Annotated in this window: 18 protein-coding genes; 6 read left to right on the top strand and 12 right to left on the bottom strand. The window is 68.0% G+C overall.

The annotated features are described in order from the left end of the window. Positions 1 to 130: 130 nt before the first annotated feature. Together OG558_RS00715 and OG558_RS00710 are read right to left on the bottom strand one after the other, a co-directional pair. Positions 131 to 2,584 (bottom strand): tetratricopeptide repeat protein, encoded by a 2,454-nt coding sequence (locus tag OG558_RS00715; RefSeq protein ID WP_405068479.1) that lies wholly within the window; start codon positions 2,582 to 2,584, stop codon positions 131 to 133. Between the two features lie 354 nt (positions 2,585 to 2,938). Next, complete coding sequence (locus OG558_RS00710; RefSeq protein ID WP_369759046.1) at positions 2,939 to 3,013, bottom strand: 50S ribosomal protein bL37; 75 nt, start codon at positions 3,011 to 3,013, stop codon at positions 2,939 to 2,941. A 274-nt stretch (positions 3,014 to 3,287) separates the two neighbouring features. On the opposite strand from OG558_RS00710, the gene OG558_RS00705 reads away from it, so the two are divergent. Both OG558_RS00705 and OG558_RS00700 read left to right on the top strand, forming a co-directional pair. Further along, a complete protein-coding gene (locus OG558_RS00705; protein ID WP_405068478.1) occupies positions 3,288 to 4,637 on the top strand; it encodes an HD-GYP domain-containing protein in 1,350 nt (449 codons plus the stop codon). Further along, positions 4,637 to 5,917 (top strand): HD domain-containing phosphohydrolase, encoded by a 1,281-nt coding sequence (locus tag OG558_RS00700; protein ID WP_329480716.1) that lies wholly within the window; start codon positions 4,637 to 4,639, stop codon positions 5,915 to 5,917. The genes OG558_RS00705 and OG558_RS00700 overlap by 1 nt, the downstream gene beginning before the upstream one ends. Here OG558_RS00700 and OG558_RS00695 read toward each other — a convergent pair. From OG558_RS00695 to OG558_RS00685, 3 genes are all read right to left on the bottom strand, one after another. Further along, complete coding sequence (locus OG558_RS00695; protein WP_405068477.1) at positions 5,879 to 6,505, bottom strand: DUF5317 domain-containing protein; 627 nt, start codon at positions 6,503 to 6,505, stop codon at positions 5,879 to 5,881. The two genes, OG558_RS00700 and OG558_RS00695, sit on opposite strands and share 39 nt — an antisense overlap. 117 nt (positions 6,506 to 6,622) lie before the next feature. Further along, positions 6,623 to 8,212, bottom strand: a complete 1,590-nt coding sequence (gene mctP / locus OG558_RS00690; protein ID WP_405072098.1) for a monocarboxylate uptake permease MctP — start codon at positions 8,210 to 8,212, stop codon at positions 6,623 to 6,625. 62 nt (positions 8,213 to 8,274) lie between these two features. Continuing rightward, positions 8,275 to 8,565, bottom strand: coding sequence for a DUF3311 domain-containing protein (locus OG558_RS00685; protein ID WP_405068476.1), 291 nt, complete (start codon positions 8,563 to 8,565; stop codon positions 8,275 to 8,277). An 83-nt stretch (positions 8,566 to 8,648) separates the two neighbouring features. Between OG558_RS00685 and OG558_RS00680 the strand changes: the two genes are divergently transcribed. Beyond that, positions 8,649 to 9,626, top strand: coding sequence for an endonuclease/exonuclease/phosphatase family protein (locus OG558_RS00680; RefSeq protein WP_405068475.1), 978 nt, complete (start codon positions 8,649 to 8,651; stop codon positions 9,624 to 9,626). Here the strand turns inward: OG558_RS00680 and OG558_RS00675 are convergent. Next, the gene (locus tag OG558_RS00675; protein WP_405068474.1) at positions 9,610 to 10,518 is read right to left on the bottom strand and encodes a DUF2785 domain-containing protein; all 909 of its coding nucleotides are present in this window, start codon (positions 10,516 to 10,518) and stop codon (positions 9,610 to 9,612) included. The two genes, OG558_RS00680 and OG558_RS00675, sit on opposite strands and share 17 nt — an antisense overlap. Before the next feature lie 104 nt (positions 10,519 to 10,622). Here OG558_RS00675 and OG558_RS00670 point away from each other — a divergent pair, with 104 nt between their 5' ends. Next, a complete protein-coding gene (locus tag OG558_RS00670; RefSeq protein ID WP_329480711.1) occupies positions 10,623 to 12,101 on the top strand; it encodes a histidine kinase N-terminal domain-containing protein in 1,479 nt (492 codons plus the stop codon). 109 nt (positions 12,102 to 12,210) lie between these two features. Here OG558_RS00670 and OG558_RS00665 read toward each other — a convergent pair whose 3' ends face one another. Then, positions 12,211 to 12,462, bottom strand: coding sequence for a WhiB family transcriptional regulator (locus tag OG558_RS00665; RefSeq protein ID WP_012922773.1), 252 nt, complete (start codon positions 12,460 to 12,462; stop codon positions 12,211 to 12,213). Between the two features lie 567 nt (positions 12,463 to 13,029). On the opposite strand from OG558_RS00665, the gene OG558_RS00660 reads away from it, so the two are divergent. Further along, entirely contained in the window at positions 13,030 to 13,308 is a 279-nt protein-coding gene (locus tag OG558_RS00660) for a hypothetical protein (RefSeq protein ID WP_329480710.1), read from the top strand. Positions 13,309 to 13,312: 4 nt separating this feature from the next. On the opposite strand, the gene OG558_RS00655 is transcribed toward OG558_RS00660, so the two are convergent. The 5 genes from OG558_RS00655 to OG558_RS00635 all read right to left on the bottom strand — a co-directional run bounded on the left by OG558_RS00655 (position 13,313) and on the right by OG558_RS00635 (position 17,310). Further along, positions 13,313 to 14,107, bottom strand: a complete 795-nt coding sequence (locus tag OG558_RS00655; RefSeq protein WP_405068473.1) for an RNA polymerase sigma factor SigF — start codon at positions 14,105 to 14,107, stop codon at positions 13,313 to 13,315. Continuing rightward, positions 14,104 to 14,496, bottom strand: coding sequence for an ATP-binding protein (locus tag OG558_RS00650; RefSeq protein ID WP_405068472.1), 393 nt, complete (start codon positions 14,494 to 14,496; stop codon positions 14,104 to 14,106). The genes OG558_RS00655 and OG558_RS00650 overlap by 4 nt, the downstream gene beginning before the upstream one ends. Before the next feature lie 123 nt (positions 14,497 to 14,619). After that, the gene (locus tag OG558_RS00645; RefSeq protein ID WP_329480707.1) at positions 14,620 to 15,438 is read right to left on the bottom strand and encodes an amino acid ABC transporter ATP-binding protein; all 819 of its coding nucleotides are present in this window, start codon (positions 15,436 to 15,438) and stop codon (positions 14,620 to 14,622) included. Then, positions 15,438 to 16,400, bottom strand: coding sequence for an amino acid ABC transporter permease (locus tag OG558_RS00640; RefSeq protein WP_329480706.1), 963 nt, complete (start codon positions 16,398 to 16,400; stop codon positions 15,438 to 15,440). Before OG558_RS00640 ends, OG558_RS00645 begins: the two co-directional genes overlap by 1 nt. A gap of 7 nt (positions 16,401 to 16,407) precedes the next feature. After that, positions 16,408 to 17,310, bottom strand: a complete 903-nt coding sequence (locus tag OG558_RS00635) for an ABC transporter substrate-binding protein (RefSeq protein ID WP_329480705.1) — start codon at positions 17,308 to 17,310, stop codon at positions 16,408 to 16,410. 360 nt (positions 17,311 to 17,670) lie between these two features. Here OG558_RS00635 and OG558_RS00630 point away from each other — a divergent pair, with 360 nt between their 5' ends. Next, positions 17,671 to 18,867 carry an NADP-dependent malic enzyme gene (locus tag OG558_RS00630; protein WP_405068471.1) on the top strand — a complete coding sequence of 399 codons (1,197 nt, stop codon included), beginning with the start codon at positions 17,671 to 17,673 and terminating at the stop codon, positions 18,865 to 18,867. Positions 18,868 to 19,648: the final 781 nt, after the last annotated feature.

Here is a 19,648-nt window from a genome sequence, read left to right as displayed (position 1 = left end):
GACCCCATAGTGCGGGCCGCAGTAGCCTCACCGTCCCCTCGATCCCTGTTCCGGTCAGGGCCGCAAGCCGGTCCGGCAAGCCCGAGATGGCTGTCGGCGCGGGAACCAGGCGCTCAGGGCGAATCCGTCCTCAGAAAAGGGTGGGGCCGAATGTGATTGTCTCAGCGCGTTGGATCTGCCCGATGAGCTCTACCGCCTCGCGCTGGATTTTCGGCGAGGCGTCGCGAAGGACCTCAGTGGCTTGGCTGAGTACGTCGATGGCCTCGGTGTGCTTGCCCTCCAGAGCCATGATTCGACCGAGCTGAAAGAGCACCCGGCCTTCTCTCAAGCGGTTTCTGACCGTCCTGGTCAATTGCAGAGAGGAACGGGCGTGCTGGGCCGCGGTGGCGAATTCGCCCAGTCTCGCGTAAACGACAGCAGCCAGCTCCCGTGCCTCGGACTCGGCATTTGAGTTACCGGATCGCTCGGCGACCTCGATGCTCGAGAACACCGACGGCAGCGCCCGCTCGATTTGGCCGGTGGCGACATGCGACTTGGCGATGTTGAGGTACCGCTTGGCGAGGGATCGGTGGTCGCCGGAGTCCTCGGCGAGCCGGATGCTCTGGGCGAACGCATCCTCGGCTTCGGCCAGCTGGCCGAGTCTGTTGTGCAGTACGCCGAGCGCGACGAACGAGACACCTTCGATGGTCGCGTCGCCGATCTGCAGGCTGAGGGCGAGTGCCTGGCGAGTGAAATCCAGTGCCTCGTCGAGTCGGCCGAGTTGCTCGAGCACATGACCCAGCGACGTGCAGCAGCGAGCCTGGCCAGTAAGGTCGGAGAGCCGACGGAACCTCTGGAGCGCGTTCGCGAGATGAGCCAGGGCGATGTCGAGATCGCCGTTCTCCGCCTCCGGGATGGCTCTGTCGTGCTCCAGCCATGCGGCGACGGCAGCCAGTCCCCGTTGCTCGGCGAGCTCGACCATTCCGGCGGAGAGGTCGCGCATCTCGTGCCAGCGCGAGCGGGATTCGTGATAGCCGAACAGTGCGAGCGTCAACTCGGGTAATAGGTCCGACCGCACCAACGAGGAGACGGATGCTTGGCGGAACCTGTCCATGACGTTGCGTTGTTCGTCGTCGAGCCAGGCGAGGGCTGGGACGGTGTCGGCCAGCGCGGCGATTGGCTTGATGTGGATCGTTGCGAGCCTGAGGCGCGGGCTGGCTTCGTGCGTCAGAGACTGGCAGGCCCAGGCGAATCCGGTGTAGAAGCGGAGGATGCGTTCGAGGCCGGCGTCGCGTACTGGCGGCGTGAGGGCTTGGTCGGCGAGCTCGCGGGCGTAGGCGCGGATGAGGTCGTGGAAGCGGTAGTGCTCGGGCGCGACGGACTCGAGCAGGTTGAGGTCGACGAGGCGTTCGAGGATGGCATCGGCGCGGCGGACGGGAACGTCGAGCAGATGAGCCGCGACGACCGTGAGCAGGTCTGCTCCGTCGGGGATGCTGAGCAGTGGCAGCGCCCGAGCGGCTTCGCGGTCGAGGTCGCGATCGCTGGACTCCAGGAAGCGCACGGAACTGGCAATGCTCGCGCGGACGCCGGTCTCGTCGGAGCCGAGGCTGTCGAGCCGGCGTTCCTCGTCGTGGAGGAGATCGACCAGGTGCTGGATCGGCCAGGCCGGGCGGGCGGCGAGCCGGCCGCCGATCAGCCGCACGGCCAGTGGCAGGCGACCGGTGAACGAGATGAGCATCTCCGCCGCGTCCGGCTCGGCAGCGACGCGGGACCGGCCGATGACTCCGCTGAGGAGCTCGATGGACTCCGACTCCGACAACGCGTCGAGCCGGATCTGGCGTGCACCAGGCAGCGCTGCAAGCGAACCACGGCTGGTGATGATCGCCGCCGACCCCGGGCTGCCGGGGAGCAGTGGCATCACCTGCCGTCCGTCGGCAGCGTTGTCGAGCAGCATCAGCATCCGGCGCCCGGCGAGCTGCGATCGCAGCAGGGCAGCCGCTTCCTCGACGGCTTCCGGGATCAGCTGGGTGTCCACGCCGAGCGAACGAAGCAACTGGCGCAAGGCGTCGGCGGCGCTCATCGGCTGACCCGGCCCGTAGCCGCGCAGGTTGAGATAGAGATGGCCGTCGGGGTAACTGTCGGCCAGTCTGTGCGCGGCCTGAACCGCCAAGGCCGTCTTGCCGATACCGCCCATACCGGTGACCGTGACCAGGCCGACGGCATCGCTGCGTAGGCCGGCGGGAGCTCGCAGAACCGACAGAATCGCCTCGACCTGGGCAGCGCGGCCGGTGAAGTCCGGCACTGCCGGCGGTAGTTGCCACGGCACCGGTAATGCGTCGCTCGCCACCGGGATCTCCGCTTCTGGTGCGTGACTGCGAGGTTCGTGACGCTTGCCGCGGGCAACGGCCAGGAACTGTTCGGCCTCGTCGGCGTCGAGTCCGAGGGCTGCGGTCAGTGACCGAATGGTGTCCATCCGGGGTCGGCTGCGGGTGCCGCGTTCGAGCACGCTGATGGCCTGCTCGCTCAGACCGGCCTCTTCGGCCAGGGCTGCTTGGGTGAGCCGGGCCCTGGCCCGGAACCCGCGCAGGAGTTCGCTCAGGCTCACAGTGGACAGCCCGCCCACCTCCCTCACTCGTTGGTCGCCACTCCGCTACGTACGGTGCCAGGACATCTGGCCCTAACTCTAGGAGCATCCGCCGACTGTCCGCCGAAGTTATCCACACCGTCACCTGGACCGGTTCAGGACAGGGGACCGGAGGCGTTCCTGCGGCGGTATGCGAAGGGGCAGTCGGCGGATCGGCCGCAATACCCAACACTCGTTTGAAACTAGCATTCAGTATGCGCGCGAGGACTCTCCGAATGCGGAACCTCTGAGAAAGGTGGTCTGGTGTAAACCTGTGACCAAATTGCAAGGACCCCGGATTTCGCCGGGGTCCTCGCTTTGCGTAGCCGCCTGCAGTCAGGCGTTGGGGCGCTTACCGTGGTTCGCGCCCTTCTTCTTGCGTGCGCGGCGCTTGCGGCCGGTCTTGCCCATTTCTAAGCCTCCTTGAAACAACTGCAAAGAGTCACAGTCTCTCATACCCTGGCGGGCTCTTCCTCCCGTGCGGCGGGTCACGGGTCTGGCTTACAGTGTTTCGGCGCAGCGAGAATGAGAAAAATACTGATTAGTCAGTGATGTGCTGTCTGCCCCCCTACGCCCCGGTCCCCCCTCGGGACGTAAGACTGCAACCGCTGAACGGAGGTGCGACATGTTTGCCGACGGCTGGGACTGGTAGTCCGATCGAGTCCGTCCGGGTAGCGTTGCGCGCGTGAACCGGCGGGTGCTGCTTCGGCTCGTGGTGGTCGTCGCGACTGCCACGGCTGCGGTCATTCTCGGATTCGCCGCAGCGCACGCGACGTTTGACGCGCCCACCGTCTGCCTCGGACTGTTGATGCTGGCCGGAACTGTGCTCCGGCCCCGAGTGGGACAGATCTATCGGACCTCGCTCGACTATGTGGTTGTCATCGCGCTCTACCTGTTGTCCGGAGTGGCGTCGGCAATCCTGGTCGGCGCGGTCGGTGCGCTGTCCCAGGACCGGCGCCACCCGCTGGTCAAGAAGGTGTTCAACGGCGCACAGTCGGTGATCTGTGCGGCAGCCGGCGGCTTGGTCTTCCACGTCGCCGGAGGTCCGACGGGTGTCGCCGTACTGCGCAATCCGTGGGACGCGATCTGGACCACCACCGCGGCCAATCTGGCCTGGCTGATCATCAACGCGTTGCTGCTGTGCATGGTGCTGTCGCTCGAACCGGGAGATCCGACTCCGCTCGCGTTCCTGCGGAAGGTCGCGCTGCCGACGTTGCCGTCCCTGCTCGGCTACGGGCTGCTCGGCCTTCTGCTCGCGGTCGCCTGGCTGTCCGGTCTGAGTTTTCTCTCGATCGTGCTCATCTTCGTGCCGCTGTACGTCAGCCGTTGGGCGCTCACGCAGTACGAGGCCGAGCGACGGGCGCAGGCTGCGACCATGCGGGCCTTCATCCAGGTGATCGAGACCAAGGACCTCTACACCCGGGGACATTCCGAACGGGTCAGCGAGGGAGTGGGCATGCTCGGTCGCCAGTTGGGGCTGGCCGACGACCGGCAGACGGCCCTCGAGCATGCCGGCCTCCTGCACGACGTCGGCAAGGTCGGTGTGCCGACCAGCATCATCCAGAAGTCCGGCCGGCTGGACGATTCGGAGATGGACGCGATCAGGCTGCACCCGGCCCGCGGGGTCGAGCTGATCGGCAACATCCCGTTTCTCGAAGAGGTCAAGTCCGCCGTGCTGCACCATCACGAGAAGTACGACGGCTCCGGCTACCCGGCCGGACTGAGTGGCGAGAACATTCCGTACTTCGCCCGGATCATCGGCATCGTGGATGCCTTCGACTCCCTGACGTCGACGCGTTCGTATCGTCCGGCGCGGGGCGTCGAGGAGACGCTTGCCATCCTCGTCCAGGATCGGTTCAGCCACTTCGATCCGCGCTTGGTGGACGCGTTCGTCGAAGTGATCCGGAAGGACGGCTGGACGACGGCGGCCGACCAGCCGGCGCCGGACGGCACGGTTCTGGCCACGATCGATCACGACGACCTCAGCCTCGGTAGTGGTGGCGGAGCGAGCGGCAGCGCGGCAGGGCCGGACTGATGGCCGCCGGGTTCACCGAAGGGCAGGAGCTGCGCCGGATGGGCAGCGGCGTGGTCATCGTCGCGGCCGGTGTGATCCTGGCCGCCATAGCGATCGTCGTGACGGCTCGCTACGGCGTCACGGAATGGGCGTACGCGCTGACCTTCGGTGCCCTGATCACGATCGGCGAGATGGTGCAGTTCCGCGTCGATCGCATCCGCAACCGGGCTCCGATCGCCACCAGCGCGGCGCTCGGGTACGCGATGTTGCGCGGACCGTCGCTCGGGCTGCCGCCGGACGTCGCCCAGGTCGCGGCGGTCACCGCCATCGCGACGGTCGGCGGGATCCTGCCGCGGGCGATCGCCGGCCTCCCGTCGGATGTCGTCGTCTCGTGCCGCCGTGGGATCTCCGTCGCCTGCGCTGCCGCGGTCTTCGCCGCACTGACGCCCCGGGATCTCATCTGGACGGGGCACTGGGCGGACGCGATCTGGATCGGCGGAGCGATGCTGGCCGCGGTTCTGAGCGCCGGCATCAGCGACGCGGTGATCGGTGCCGGACAAGCGACCGAGCGCTACAACAGACCCTTTCCCGCGGCCTTGCGGGACGAGCTCACGGTGATGACCAGGATCGGCATGGCCATGGGCATCACGGCGATCCTGCTCGCCACCGGTACGTCGCTGATCGGCCTGTGGGCGCCGCCGGTGGTGATGGTGCCGCTGCTGCTGACGCAGTTTGCGTTTCGGCGGTTCGCTTCGGCGCAGCGGACCTATCGGACCACGGTGCGGTCGATGGCCCGGAGCACGGAGATCGCCGGGTTCAGTAGTCCGGGGCAGAACGCGCGGACGGCCCAGTTGGCGGTCGCTCTGGGCAACGATCTGGGGCTGACGCTGGCGCGGATGGAGGCGTTGGAGTATGCGGCGTTGTTGTCGGGAGTGGGGCAGCTGGCGTTGGCGGATCCCAGTCCTGGTGGGGCCTCGTTGTTGCGGACCCGGGAGGAGCGGCAGCGGGCGGCGGCGATCGGGGCTGCGGTGATCGAGCGGTCGGGCGCGCTGGATCATGTGGCGGAGATCGTGCGGCACTCCAACGATCCGTACCGGCACGGGCGGGCGAACAACTCCGACATCCCGGTCGAGAGCGGGATCGTCAATGTCGCCCTGGCTTACGAACAACTGGTGGGTGAGGGGACCGGACAGTCGCCGGACAAGGCGATGGAGTCGATCGGCCTGGGAATCGGAGCGGAGTACGACCCGCTCGTGGTCGAGTCACTCCGGCGCGTGATCGGCCGCGGCTTCCGCTTCTGAGGACAGGCGCAGCAGCGCGGGAGTGCCGGCGCAGGGTTCCAGCTCGTCCCACACCGGCGCGGTCTCGGCCGGGACCCGGCCCGATCCGCCCATCCCGGCGTACAGGAGCAGTCCGGCTCCGGCCGCAATCAGTACGTCGCCTGGACTGACCGCCTGACCGAAGCCCGGGAGAGCCACTGGTACGACGTCTCCCAGCCAAGGCAACCGGGTTGCGGCGTCGGACAGCTCATGCCGCGGATCGCCCAGGACAGCAGCGCCCACGCCCGCGCGGGACAGGGCAGCGAGCGATACCGGCATGGCGCCGTTCAGAGCCACTACCAGGGCGTTGGAGAAGAACCCCAGCGCCAGTAGGCCGACGCCGGGGTGCCGGAGGTTCAGCCGCAGGAAGACGGCGATGCAGACCGCGGACCCGATCAGTCCGACCGGGTACGCCGTACCTCCGAAGAGCGAGCCGAGGAGCTGGCCGATGCCGGCCGCGGCCAGCCAGTGCACGCCGGTCAGGGAGTTGTCGGCCAGTCGTCCGAACCGTCCACCGGTCGCGAGTGCCGCGGCGGCGGCGAGCACCATGACGAGGAGGACCAGCAACACCCTGGCGATTCTGCCGCGCCGGCGGCCCGAATCCGGGCAAGCTGACCCCGCAGCGTGTCGACATGGCGGCAAAAAGTGACGGCGACCCTTCACCGGAAGGGTCGCCGCCACCAGCGATTACGACCTGGCTGTCGCCGCGCCGCCCTCGTCCAGGATCTCCGGCAGGTCCTGCACTCCCGGGTCGCCCTTGTCCGCGACGTAGTCCGTGTGGTGCGTGCTGTCGACGCCGTCCGGCACCTTGAGCGCCCGGAACAGCACTGTCAGCACGATCACCACGATCAGGTTGAGCACGAAGGCCGTCAGCGCGATGTAGACCTGCGTGTGGGTGAACGGGATGTTCGCCAGCGAACCGCCGAAGTGCTTCTTCGTCGCCGGGTTGATCACGTTGCGGGCCTCGATCGTCCCGAACACCATCGCCACCGCCCAGCCGGCCAGCAGCGCCCAGCGGTGGAACCACCGGGTGTACAGGCCGACCACGATCGCCGGGAAGGTCTGCAGGATCCAGATCCCGCCCAGCAGCTGCAGGTTCAGCGCGATCGTCTTGTCCATCCCGAGCACGAACACCAGCGCGCCCACCTTCACCAGCAGCGAAGCGAGCTTGGAGACCTTGGCCTCCTGGGCCGGCGTCGCGGACGGCTTGATGAAGTCGCGGTAGATGTTGCGGGTGAACAGGTTCGCCGCCGCGATCGACATGATCGCCGCCGGTACCAGCGCGCCGACCGTGATCGCCGCGAACGCGATCCCGGCGAACCAGGACGGGAACTCCTGGTCGAACAGCCGCGGGATCGCCAGCTGCGGGTTCGTCAGGCCGTCCAGGCCCTTCGTGTTCACGTTCGCCTTGATCGCCATGAAGCCGAGCAGCGCGAGCAGGCCGAGCAGCAGCGAGTACGCCGGCAGGATCGCGGCGTTCCGCCGGACGATGTTGCGGTTCTTCGTGGACAGCACCGCGGTCACCGAGTGCGGGTACATGAACAGCGCCATCGCCGAACCCAGCGCCAGCGTCCAGTACGCCGAGAAGCCCGCCTCACCGGGGATGAACGCGCCGACCGGCTTGCCGGTGACCGGGCTGGTCGCGGTCAGCTTCTTCTCCGCGGCGCCGAAGATCGCATCCCACCCGCCGAGCACGTGCGGCAGGTAGAAGATCGCCACCGCGATCACCAGGTAGATCAGGCCGTCCTTGACGAACGCGATCATCGCCGGCGCCCGCAGACCCGAGGAGTAGGTGTACGCCGCCAGCACCGCGAACGCGATCAGCAACGGCAGGTCCTTGGCCAGCGTGTTGGTGCCGCCGAGCCCCATCGTCTCGAACACGGCCTGCATACCGACCAGCTGCAGGGCGATGTAGGGCATGGTGGCGAGAATCCCGGTGACCGCCACGGCCAGCGACAGCGCCTTGCTGCCGTACCGGCCGCCGACGAAGTCCGCCGGGGTCACATAGCCGTTGCGGTGGGACACCGACCACAGCCGGGACATGAAGATGAAGATGATCGGGTAGACCACGATCGTGTACGGCACCGCGAAGAACCCGCTGATCGCACCGGTCGCGTACATCGCGGCCGGTACGGCGATGAACGTGTACGCCGTGTAGAGGTCGCCACCGAGCAGGAACCAGGTGATGAAGGTCCCGAACCCGCGGCCGCCCAGACCCCACTCGTCCAGGTTCTCGAGCCGTCCCTCGCTGCGCCAGCGCGCGGCCATGAAGCCCATCACGGTGACGGCGCCGAAGATCACCACGACGATGATCAGCTGGACCCAGTCGACACTCGTGTTCACCGGCCCGCCTCCTTCGCGGTGCCGGCGGAGTCGGGACGCTCAGGGTCACCAAGCCCCTGAGCGGCCCGCCGCTTGCGCTCCTCGGCGCTCACCAGGCGGTAGCAGATGCTCACCAGGATCGCGGACAGGAAGACCCACATGAGCTGGTACCAGTAGAAGAACGGGAAGCCCCACAGCCTGGGCTTGTCCTTGGCGTAGGTCGAGAGCAGGAGCGGTACGACGATCGCGATCGCCAGCAGGACGCCGGAGATCCAGTACGCGGGTTTGACCGCGGACAATCGGGACACTGCAAACCTCCTCGGGACGTAGCAGGCGCAACGGAGCACGCTACCGTTCGTCCGCATGACCGACTAGATCTTCAGGGTGGTTCATGGATAACGAACGCGCATGGTTGGTCCGGCGGGTCGTGCTGTCCGTCTTGTTCCTGGTGGTCGTTGCCGTGCCGCTGTATCCGGAGCTGTTCGGGCTGGACGAAGTGACGCCGTTCGCCCAGCTCGTCGCCTTCCGGCCGCAGGGGCTTGCCGTGGCGCTGGTGCTGGCCCTGGTGATGCTCGTACGGCGGGGCTGGCGCCTCGCGGCAGCCCTCGTCGCCGTACTGGCCCTGACCGGAGCCGCGTTGACCGCACCGCGGCAGTTCTCGGACGCACGACCTGCACCGGCCGGGTCCCGGCTGCTGACGATCATGGTGGCCAACGTGCTCGGCGGCGCGGCGGACGCGGGCGCCGTCGCCGAGGTCATCCGGGCGCGGAGGCCCGATCTGGTTTCGTTGCCCGAGGCACCGGTCGACGTCCGTGAGGAGATCCGCGCACAGCTGCAAGACCTGCAGTACAAGGGATATACGGCGCATCCGAGCAAGGCGGTGGAGAGTGCGACGAGTGTGCTGGTCTCGCCGTCGCTCGGTCCGGTGGCCTTCCGGTCCGAGCCGGGGACGGCCTTCGGCCACATCATCGTGACCGGCGGCAATCTCGGGGAGATCCGGCTGATCGCCTACCACGGCTTCCCGCCGCTGCCGGACGCGGTGACGACCTGGAAGCAGGACCTCCAGGTGCTCCGGCGCTGGTGCTCGGAGGATCCGCCGACGATCGTGGCCGGCGACTTCAACGCGACGCTCGATCACGCGGACTTCCGGCACGCGCTGGGCGGCAACTGCCGGAGCGTGGCGCCGGCGGTGGGCGGTGGGCTGGTGGGGACCTGGCCGGCGGATCAACCGGCCGTCGTGCGGGCCCAGATCGACCACGTGGTGGTGACCCGGCAATTCCAGCCGGAGCGGTTCACGACGTACGCGATCCCGGGCACCGATCACCGTGCGGTCGTCGCGACCGTCGCCGTATCTATGACTGCGGGTTAGTCGCGGGACGGTAGATGTAGGGCTGCGACGCCTGGACCGATTCGGTCAGCATCAGCAGCAGGTCGGCGCGGGCCTCGATCGGCCGGCCGAAGAGCTCGTCGTCGCCCGGGATCGGGAAGCCCTTCACGCCGATCGCGAGCTGGCTCAGCAACACGTGCAGCACGCCGCGGGCGTTGAACACGGACGGTGTCGGCCACTCCGGCAGGGTCTCGTGCATCAACGGCTGCTGCGCCGCGGTCGCCGCGATCGGCTTCAGCCAGCGCTCGAGCTCGTCGCTGGTCAACATGTTCCGGTGCAGGATCGTCATCACCGCATGCGCGACACGGTCGTGCTCCTCGTGCACCCAGCGGTACTGCGTGTCCTTGACGATCCGGTCCGCGAGTACGTCGAGCAGCGCGCGGAGGACCCCGGCGTCGCAGTGCCGGGAGCGGGCCAGCGCGCCGATCGCATCGGCGCCGTGGGCAACGGCATGCGCCCAGCCGCAGTCCGGCACGAACCCGCGCAGGTCGCGCTCCCGCAGCAGCCAGGTGGCCAGCCGGTCGCCCCACCGCATCACCACCTCGTCGTGCACCAGGAACTCGGCGTTGTCGCGGTGGATCACCTCCGCGAGCGTCAGCGCGGTGAACGAGCGGCGGAACACCGTGTCGGTGCCGTCCTCACCCAGCCCGTAGTTCAGGCCGGCGCACAGACCGTCCCCGAACCCGGGCAGGAGATCGTCGTACACCCCGCGCTCCAGCCAGGTCGCCAGCGTCGGGTAGGCCAGCGCGTCGCGGACCTGCGGGTTGGTGCTGGCGAGGCCGCGGACGAGCTCCTCGGTGAGGTCGGCCAGCGCACGGTCGCCCGGTACCGCGTAGTCCGCGGCCATCACGTCCTGCCAGTACGTCGACTCCACCCGAGCATCCTTTCATCCGGCCCTGATCAATCAACACCTACCTGCACCTACTTGTCGAGCGGACCACCGCAGGTACTGGTATACGCCATCGGTAGCATCGAACCGTGCCGTCTCTGACCGACGTGGCTCGTAACCACACGACCCTGGACCAGGCCGACCTGGATCGCCTGCAGCTGCTCGTCTCCGACTGGCAGATGCTGGCCGACCTGTCGTTCGCCGACCTGGTGCTCTGGCTGCCCGACACCGAGGGGCTCGGGTTCTGGGCCGGGGCGCAGATGCGGCCCACCACCGGGCCCACGGCGTACCTGGACGACATCGTCGGCAGCTTCATCCCGCGCGGCCGCCGGCACCTGCTCGACCAGGCGTACGACGGCGGCCGGATCTGTCGCGAGGGCGACCCGGAGTGGCGCGACGACGTCCCCGTCCGCGTCGAGACGATCCCGGTACGCCGCGGCACGCGCGTGATCGCGGTGATCGCGCGCAACACCAACCTGCTCGGCGTCCGGACGCCGTCGCGGCTGGAGATCGCCTACCTGCAGAGCGCGACCGATCTGGCCCGGATGATCACCGACGGCATCTTCCCGTACGGCGGGGAACGGCTGCTGTCCACCACCCCACGCGTGGGTGACGGGTGCATCCGGGTCGATCGGCACGGAATGGTGACGTTCGCCAGCCCGAACGCGTTGTCGGCGTACCGGCGGATGGGACTCGTCACAGACCTGGTCGGGAGCCGGCTGAAGGACGTCACCGGTGAGCTGCTGCACAGTGGGCACAAGGTGGACGATGTGCTGGCCTCGGTGCTGACCGGGCGGGCGGCCAAGGAGATCGAGATCGAGAACTCCGACGCCACGCTGTTCCTGCGCGCGATCCCGCTGCGCGCGGACGGGCAGCACGTGGGGGCGCTGATCCTGCTCCGGGACGTCACGGAGCTGCGGAGCCGGGAGCGGGAGCTGGTCACCAAGGAGGCGACCATCCGGGAGATTCATCATCGCGTCAAGAACAACTTGCAGACCGTCGCCGCGCTACTGCGGATGCAAGGACGGCGGATCACCGTGCCGGAGGGCCAGGCCGCGCTGGCCGAGGCGGTCCGGCGGGTCGGGTCGATCGCGATCGTGCACGAGACGCTGTCGGAATCCTTCGACGAGCATGTGGACTTCGACGACGTCGCGGACCGGATCGCGCTGATGGTGGCCGATGTGTCGACCGTCAACACCTCCGTCGAGACCAAGCGGAGTGGGAGCTTCGGCGTTCTCGACTCCGAGATCGCGACCCCGTTGGCGATGGTGCTCACGGAGCTCATGCAGAACTCGGTGGAGCATGCGTTCGGTACGCGCGAGGGCGGAGCGGCGAGCGGCACGATCGAGCTGGCCGCGGATCGCTCGGTCGGCCGCCTGCACGTCACCGTGGTGGACGACGGCCAGGGCCTGCCGGCGAACTTCGATTCGGAGCTGTCCGGGAACCTCGGCCTGTCCATCGTCCGTACGCTCGTCATCGGCGAACTGGACGGCACCCTGCAGTTCGGGCCCCGCCACGACGGCAAAGCCGGCACCCAGGTCACCCTGGACCTGCCGGTCAAGGACTGACTCGTTACGTCCGAACATCCGAGGGTCGGAACCCTCACATCTTCGGACGCAACGCGTCCGGAAAGCGAAAGGCCCCGCGGGCTGATCCGCGGGGCCTCGGAGAATGTGGTCAGGCGGTGCGGATGCGGGCGCGAGCGTTGCGGCGCTTCAGGGCGCGGCGCTCGTCCTCGCTCAGGCCACCCCAGACACCGTGGTCCTGGCCGGCTTCCAGCGCCCAGGCGAGGCACTGCTCACGCACGTCGCAGCGACGGCACACCTGCTTGGCCTCCTCGATCTGCATGATCGCGGGCCCGGTGTTGCCGATGGGGAAGAACAGTTCCGGGTCCTCGTCGAGGCATACGGCCCGGTGGCGCCAATCCATGGCGGATCCCATCTCTCTCAGTAGTTGTCGTAGCCTGTCGGGTAGGTCTGTGCCCGATCAGCGGTGCTGTACTCGTGATTCGTCTCGCACGGGGGGTTCGTGCGTGAAGCGTGTTGTGAACGTTTTCACGAACGAGACCATGTTCCCAATCTCAGCTGGGTGAAACAAGGGTTCTGGAGTTGTCGATCAGATCACAACACTTCCTTAACACTACGAACCGGCGCACAGCGGTTCTCCCCATCCGAATATCGGACAGAGGGCTCCGGCTGCGATCACCCGTTCACTGCAGGTAACCGTTCCAACCACCTGTTGGTTACGCACAACCTCAAATCCCTTGTGGGGCCTGGGTTCCGCGACCGGTCGGGCTCGCGGAAAGAGCAGGTGGTCGTCCCTTGCGCCCGAAGTACACCCGGCAGGGGGCACTAAGCTGGCGAAGTGCCGACCGACTCCCCAGCTGCCGCCGTACCGAGACCGCTCAAAGTAGCCGCGGCTGTGGTCGCTGCGGAAGGGCTTGTGCTCATCGTTTTGGGAATTGCCGAAGCATTTACCCTCGATCGATCCCGTTTGGTGCTCGGTCTGACCACCGCCGCGTTCTTCGTCGCGTACGGCGTCGGCCTCGGATTCGTCGCCCGTGGGCTGTCCCGGGCGTCGACCTGGAGCCGGGGCCCGACCGTGTTCGCCCAGCTGATCCAGCTCCTGGTCGCCTACAGCTTCTGGGGTGGGGCCACCAAGGCCGTCTCGATCGCGCTCGCGGTCGCGTCCGTCGGCGTCCTGATCTGCGTCTTCCAGAAGGTCTCCACCGAGGCCCTGGCCGACAACCCGACCAAGGACCACCCGGTCCTCTAGGCGGCTACTCCTTCAGAAGCCCGGTCCGCAGCTCGGTCAGCGTGCGGGCCAGCAGCCGGGAGACGTGCATCTGCGAGATCCCGATCTCCTCGGCGATCTGGGACTGCGTCATGCCGCGGAAGAAGCGCAGTGTCAGGATCCGCTTCTCCCGGGTGTCCAGCTGGGCCAGCAGCGGCTTCAGGGACTCCCGGTACTCCACGCTCTCCAACGCTTCGTCCTCGCCGCCGAGTCCGTCCAGGACCGTGGTCGCGTCGGCCTCGTTCTGATCCGGGGCGTCCAGGGACAACGTGTTGTAAGCGTTGGCGGACTCGAGCCCCTCGATCACCAGATCCGGTGAGAGTCCCAGTCGGTCCGACAGCTCGGCCACCGTCGGCGCCCGGCCCAGCTCCTGGGTCAGCTCGGCCGTCGCCGCGGTCAGCGACAACCGGAGCTCCTGCAGCCGCCGCGGCACCCGGATCGCCCAGCCCTTGTCCCGGAAGTACCGCTTGATCTCACCCAGGATCGTCGGTGTCGCGTACGTCGAGAACTCGACGCCACGATCGGAGTCGAAGCGATCGATCGCTTTGATCAAACCGATGGTGGCCACCTGGACGAGGTCGTCGTACGGCTCGCCGCGGTTGCGGAAGCGGCGGGCCAGGTGCTCGACCAGCGGCATGTGCAGCGCGACCAGGCCGTCGCGGGCCGCCGTGTGCCGCGGATCGCCCGCGCCGGTAGCAGCCATCGCCGAGAACAGTGCAGCCGTCCGGGTACGCAGATCTGGGGTTTCCTGGGGCTCGCCCAGGGCTCGGTCGTCGGTCACGCCTTCTCCGTGGCGGTGGCGGTTGCCGTCACGGTGATGGTGAGCCGGCCATCGATGGTTTCGGCGGCCGCCGATTCGACCAGCGCGGTCAGCACGGTCCAGCCGAACGAGCTGGTGTCCGGCCGCCAGCCGTGCGGTACGACGGCGCTCGTGCGCACGGTCAGCTGCGGCGGCTCGATCTCGAACACGCACTCCAGCACGCCGTCCGAGGCCTGCGGCAGCAGCAGCGCGCAGGCCTCGTCGACGGCGATCCGCAGGTCGTCGATCGCGTCCAGGGTGAAGTCGTTGCGAGCAGCCAGGTTGCCGACCACCGACCGCGGTACCGCGATGTAGGCGCTGTCCGCCGGGATGCTCAGGCGGACCTCGGCGGAACGTCCGGTGCTGCTCACACTGCCTCCCTCGAGTCGGGCGGCCGATCGGACCACCACGTCGTACATCCTTCCACTCTGCCGGCTTGATATGCACGGCGAGAGGGCCGGTCCCGTCGACGGGACCGGCCCTCTCGCGAGGCTTCACGGGTGTTCGTGCGCGGAGCGCAGCCGGGTCAGGAACGTCTTCGTGCGCTGGTGCTGCGGGTTGTTGAGCACCTCGCGTGGCGGCCCGGACTCGACCACCACGCCGCCGTCCATGAACATAACCGTGTCGGCGACCTCACGGGCGAACTCCATCTCGTGCGTCACCGCGATCATCGTCATCCCGTCGTCGGCCAGCTCACGCATCACCGCGAGGACCTCGCCGACGAGTTCCGGGTCGAGGGCGGACGTCGGCTCGTCGAACAGCATCAGCTTCGGTTGCATCGCCAGCGCACGGGCGATCGCGATGCGTTGTTGCTGGCCGCCGGACAGCTGCGCCGGGTAGGCGTTGCAGCGCTCCGCGAGTCCGACCCGGTCGAGCAGTTTCATCGCCCGCTCCCGGGCGCTCTTCTTCGACTCGCCCCGGACCTGGGTCGGCGCCTCGATGATGTTCTGCAGCGCGGTCTTGTGCGGGAACAGGTTGAACCGCTGGAACACCATCCCGATCTCGCGCCGCTGGGCCGCGATCTCCTTGTTCTTCAGGCGATACAGCCGCCCGCCGCGATCGGTGTACCCCATCAGGTCGCCGTCCACCCAGATCCGGCCGCCGTCGATCGTCTCGAGCTGGTTGATACAGCGCAGGAACGTCGTCTTTCCGGATCCCGACGGGCCGAGCAGGCAGACCACCTGACCGCGTTCGACGTCGAGGTCGATGCCCTTCAGTACCTCGACGTGGTGGAAGGACTTGGTCACGTTCACCGCGTGCACGAGCGGTTGGGTCAGGGACTCGGCCGGCTCAGCGGCTGCCGCGGCGGTCATCACACACCCCCTGCGCCGGCTGGGCGAGTGGCCCGCGGCGCCTGGGTTCCGAAGCCCCGGCCGAAGTGCCGCTCGAGGAAGTACTGGCCGATCATCAGCACGCTCGTCGCGGCCAGGTAGTACAGCGTCGCCGCGACGGCGATCGGGAACGTCTTGTAGTACGTGCTCCCGATCGACTGCAGCTGGTAGAACAACTCGCCGAGGACCGGAACCGCCAGCAGCAGCGAGGTGTCCTTCAGCATCGCGATCGTCTCGTTCCCGGTCGGCGGCACGATCACCCGCATCGCCTGCGGGAGCACGACACGTCGCATCACCTTGCCACTGCCCATCCCGAGCGCCTCGGCCGCCTCGGCCTGGCCCTTGTCGACGCTGAGGATGCCGGCCCGGGCGATCTCGGCCATGTACGCCGCCTCCGACAGCCCGAGCCCGATCACACCGGCGACCAGACCGGTGAAGATCTGGTTCGCGTCCAGGGTGTAGAACCGCCAGTCGCCGGACAGTCCCAGCCACTCCATGATCTTCCAGTCGAAGGGCACCCCTAAGGAGACACCCTGCTGGAACAGGATGCCCAGCGTGCCCATCGTGAACAGCAGGATGTAGCGCGGGATGCTGCGGAAGAACCACGTGAACACCCAGGCCACGCCGGCCAGGATCGGGTTGTCGGACAGCCGCATCACCGCCAGGATGACGCCGCCCACCACGCCGACGATCATCGACAGCACGGTGACCAGCAGGGTGCCCTTGATGAAGCCGTTGATCACCGGCTGCTGGCTCATCGCCTGGAAGACGAAGCGCCAGTCGAACGCCTTGTTGGTCACCAGCAGGTGCACCAGCATCGCGAACAGGACGGCGATGACCGCGATCGCGACCCAGCGGCCGGGATGCCGGACCGGTACGGCATCGATCCGGCCCGGCCGGTCGGCATCCGACGCGGCCGGGCGGGCTTCGGTGTCAGTGCTCATGGTCAGCTCACGGGTTCACGGCGAAGTCGGTGATCGCACCCGAGTCGTTGTTCCACTTGGCCAGCGTGGACTTGTACGAGCCATCGGCGTTCATCGCCTTCAGCGCCTCGACGATCGCCTGCGCGAACGCGGTCTGCGCCTTCGGGACCACGTAGCCGTACGGCGCGGCGTCGTAGATGTCGCCGAGCTTTTCGAGCTGACCGTTGGTCTGGCTGATCGCGTACAGCACGACGGGGGAGTCGGCCAGCATCGCGTCGGCCTTGCCGCCGACCAGGTCCGCGGTCGCCTGGTCCTGCTTCTCCCGGACCACGAGCTTGATCTCCGGCTTGCCGTCGGCCTTGCACTTGGCCTGTCGCTTCGGGATGTCGTCCTCGAGTTGCGTCGTACCCTTCTGGACCGCGACGGTCTTGCCGCACGCGTCGTCGGGGTTGACGCCCTTCGGGTTGCCCTTCGCGGTCGCCCACAGTGTGCCGGCGTTGAAGTAGCTCACCATGTTGACCTGCGCCTTGCGCTTGTCGTTGATCGTGAACGACGAGACGCCGACGTCGTACTTGCCGCCCTGGACACCGGTGATGATGGTGTCGAACCCGGCCGGCTGCCAGTCGACCGTGACGCCGAACTTCTGCGCCACCGCGTTGAACAGGTCGACGTCCATGCCGACGACGGTCTTGCCGCCCTGCAGGAACTCGTTGGGCGGGTAGCTGGCGTCGACGCCGACGACGATCTTGCCGGCGCTCTTGACCTTCGGCGGCAGGGACCCGCTCAGGTCCGGGCCGCCACTGGAGGGCGCACTCGACGGGGCGCTGGTCGGCGCACTGGTCGAACCGCCTTCGAGCGAGTTCGAACCGCAGCCGGCCGCGGCCAGAACCAGGACGCCGGACAACACCAGCGTCCTACGCAGGACAGACATCTAGCCCTCCAAACCTGGGCACCGGCAGGCCCGGCGCCATGTGTCCGCATCTTGACACAGCCGCAGGCGTGGGATGCACGGACCAACCCGGAATGGAGACCGATTCGTAGTCGTCGCGTGCGGCCCGTCGACCACCCGGGCACGCAGCGTGACGACGTACGGCGTCTCAGCCCGGCTCGACGTGGGTCGGGTCCAGAACCCGGCGGAGGAAGGTGCGGGTGCGTTCCTCCCGCAGCGAAACGGGATCGTCACCCGCTGTGGGACCCCTCACAGCAGACCAGTTACCCCTGTGGTTTACTCGTACGCACGGGCGATCCCCTGCTGTCGAACACTTCCTCCAAGTTTTCCGAAAGGGCTCTGATGGTCGCCCAGCCATTTTCACCTGAGGTTTCCGACCCGTTCGCGGGTGACGCCGTCTTCGAGCTGCACCGCGGCGGGAAGATCGAGGTGACGTCCTCGGTCCATGTCCGCGACGCCGACGACCTGTCCAAGGCCTACACGCCAGGCGTCGCCCGGGTCTGCACCGCGATCGCCGAGGACCCGTCCCTGGTACGCCGCTACACCTGGAAGTCCAACGTGGTCGCGGTCGTCACCGACGGCACCGCCGTACTCGGCCTCGGCGACATCGGGCCGGCCGCGTCGCTGCCGGTGATGGAGGGCAAGGCCCTGCTGTTCAAGGAGTTCGGCGGCGTCGACTCGGTGCCGATCGCGCTGGACTGCACCGACGTGGACGAGTTCGTCGAGACCGTCGCCCGGATGGCTCCGACGTTCGGCGGCATCAACCTGGAGGACATCTCCGCACCCCGCTGCTTCGAGATCGAGCGGCGGCTGAAGGAGCGGCTGGACATCCCGGTCTTCCACGACGACCAGCACGGCACGGCCGTCGTCGTACTCGCGGCTCTGCGGAACGCGCTCCGGGTCACCGGGAAGTCGATCGAAGACATCCGCGTGGTGATCTCCGGCGCCGGTGCGGCCGGGGTGGCCTGCGCCAGGATCCTTTTGCAGGCAGGGGTTGGCGACCTGGCCGTCGTCGACAGCAAAGGTGTGCTGCACGAGGATCGCGCCGACCTGAACCCGGTGAAGCTCTCGCTGGCCCGCGACACCAACACCGGCGGGCTGTCCGGCCGGCTGGTCGACGCGCTGGAAGGTGCGGACCTCTTCCTCGGAGTGTCCGGTGGGACAGTGCCCGAGGAAGCGATCGCGCGGATGGCCGACGGGGCGATGATCTTCGCGCTGGCGAACCCGAACCCAGAGGTGCACCCGGACATCGCGCACCGGCACGCCGCCGTGGTCGCGACCGGCCGCTCGGACTTCCCGAACCAGATCAACAACGTCCTCGCGTTCCCCGGCATCTTCCGCGGGGCCTTCGACGCCAACGCTTCCCGCATCACCGAGGGCATGAAACTCGCCGCGGCCGACGCGCTCGCGAACCTGATCGCGGAAGCCGACCTGCGCCCCGACTACATCATCCCGTCGCCCTTCGACGAGCGCGTCGCCCCCGCAGTCGCAGGCGCGGTCGCCACCGCCGCCCACACCGACGGCGTCGCCCGCGCCTGAGGCACGGCTCCCGCGGTCACTCCACCGCACCCGCCCAGTGGGATATCCGGCTCTTGTGTCGTTTCCGTGGGTGCCCAATTCGGGCCACAGTCTGGGGCGACTTTGTGCACCAGATCCGTACGCCGAGGTCGTCGCCGTACGGATCTCGTGCACAAAGTGACCGACCGCGACGACGGGTGGCGGCAGCCGGACGGCCGGGCATGTCAGGCGGGCAGGACGGCCGGATATCCCCTCGGTTTGTGGGTTCTCCCTCGGTACACCAGGGGGGAGAACCCAGCAGTCGCAGGGATATCCGGCGCTCCGGTCGGTTCCGTGGGTGTCGCCGCGCCGTCGATCGGATCGCCAGGCCATCACAACGAGGCGAGGACGAACGCCTCCCACCGACGATCGCGGCGTGTCGATGATTGTGATGGCCGGGACGTCCGCCCGCACCCCGCCCCGGCGGTGGTGGCGGGTTGGGCGATGCCGCGCCGCGGACCGGACCTGCACCACTCACCAAGAGCGCGATGCCAGACATGCCCCGCTCGGCGGCGTGCACTCGGCGCCCGAGCGGGCCGGCTTAGTGAGTGCGCCAGTCGACGGTCGGCCCCTTTGGTCGGCGGGGGTTTGTCTGGGGAGCGTTACCCACCTGGATTGGCGGGCCAGACTCCCCCGACCCCGATCGGAGCGGGGGAGAGGGCTGGGCACGGGTCCGTGGTGCTGGAGGGTGTGGGCACGGAGATACCGGCCCGGGGTGGGCCCCGTTCTGTTCGGGTGGAGGGTTTTCTGCCGGTTTGGGGAG

The sequence above is a fragment of the Kribbella sp. NBC_01510 genome, assembly GCF_045040325.1.
Classification (GTDB): domain Bacteria; phylum Actinomycetota; class Actinomycetes; order Propionibacteriales; family Kribbellaceae; genus Kribbella.
This window is presented reverse-complemented; position numbering and strand designations above follow the sequence as displayed.

Excerpts from the sequence above, each read along its gene's own strand:
- OG558_RS00635 (WP_329480705.1), bottom strand. The coding sequence starts at position 17,310 with ATGTCTGTCCTGCGTAGGACGCTGGTGTTGTCCGGCGTCCTGGTTCTG.
- mctP (WP_405072098.1), bottom strand. The coding sequence starts at position 8,212 with ATGGGCTTCATGGCCGCGCGCTGGCGCAGCGAGGGACGGCTCGAGAAC.
- OG558_RS00665 (WP_012922773.1), bottom strand. The coding sequence starts at position 12,462 with ATGGATTGGCGCCACCGGGCCGTATGCCTCGACGAGGACCCGGAACTG.
- OG558_RS00645 (WP_329480707.1), bottom strand. The coding sequence starts at position 15,438 with ATGACCGCCGCGGCAGCCGCTGAGCCGGCCGAGTCCCTGACCCAACCG.
- OG558_RS00700 (WP_329480716.1), top strand. The coding sequence starts at position 4,637 with ATGGCCGCCGGGTTCACCGAAGGGCAGGAGCTGCGCCGGATGGGCAGC.
- OG558_RS00630 (WP_405068471.1), top strand. The coding sequence starts at position 17,671 with ATGGTCGCCCAGCCATTTTCACCTGAGGTTTCCGACCCGTTCGCGGGT.
- OG558_RS00640 (WP_329480706.1), bottom strand. The coding sequence starts at position 16,400 with ATGAGCACTGACACCGAAGCCCGCCCGGCCGCGTCGGATGCCGACCGG.
- OG558_RS00680 (WP_405068475.1), top strand. The coding sequence starts at position 8,649 with ATGGATAACGAACGCGCATGGTTGGTCCGGCGGGTCGTGCTGTCCGTC.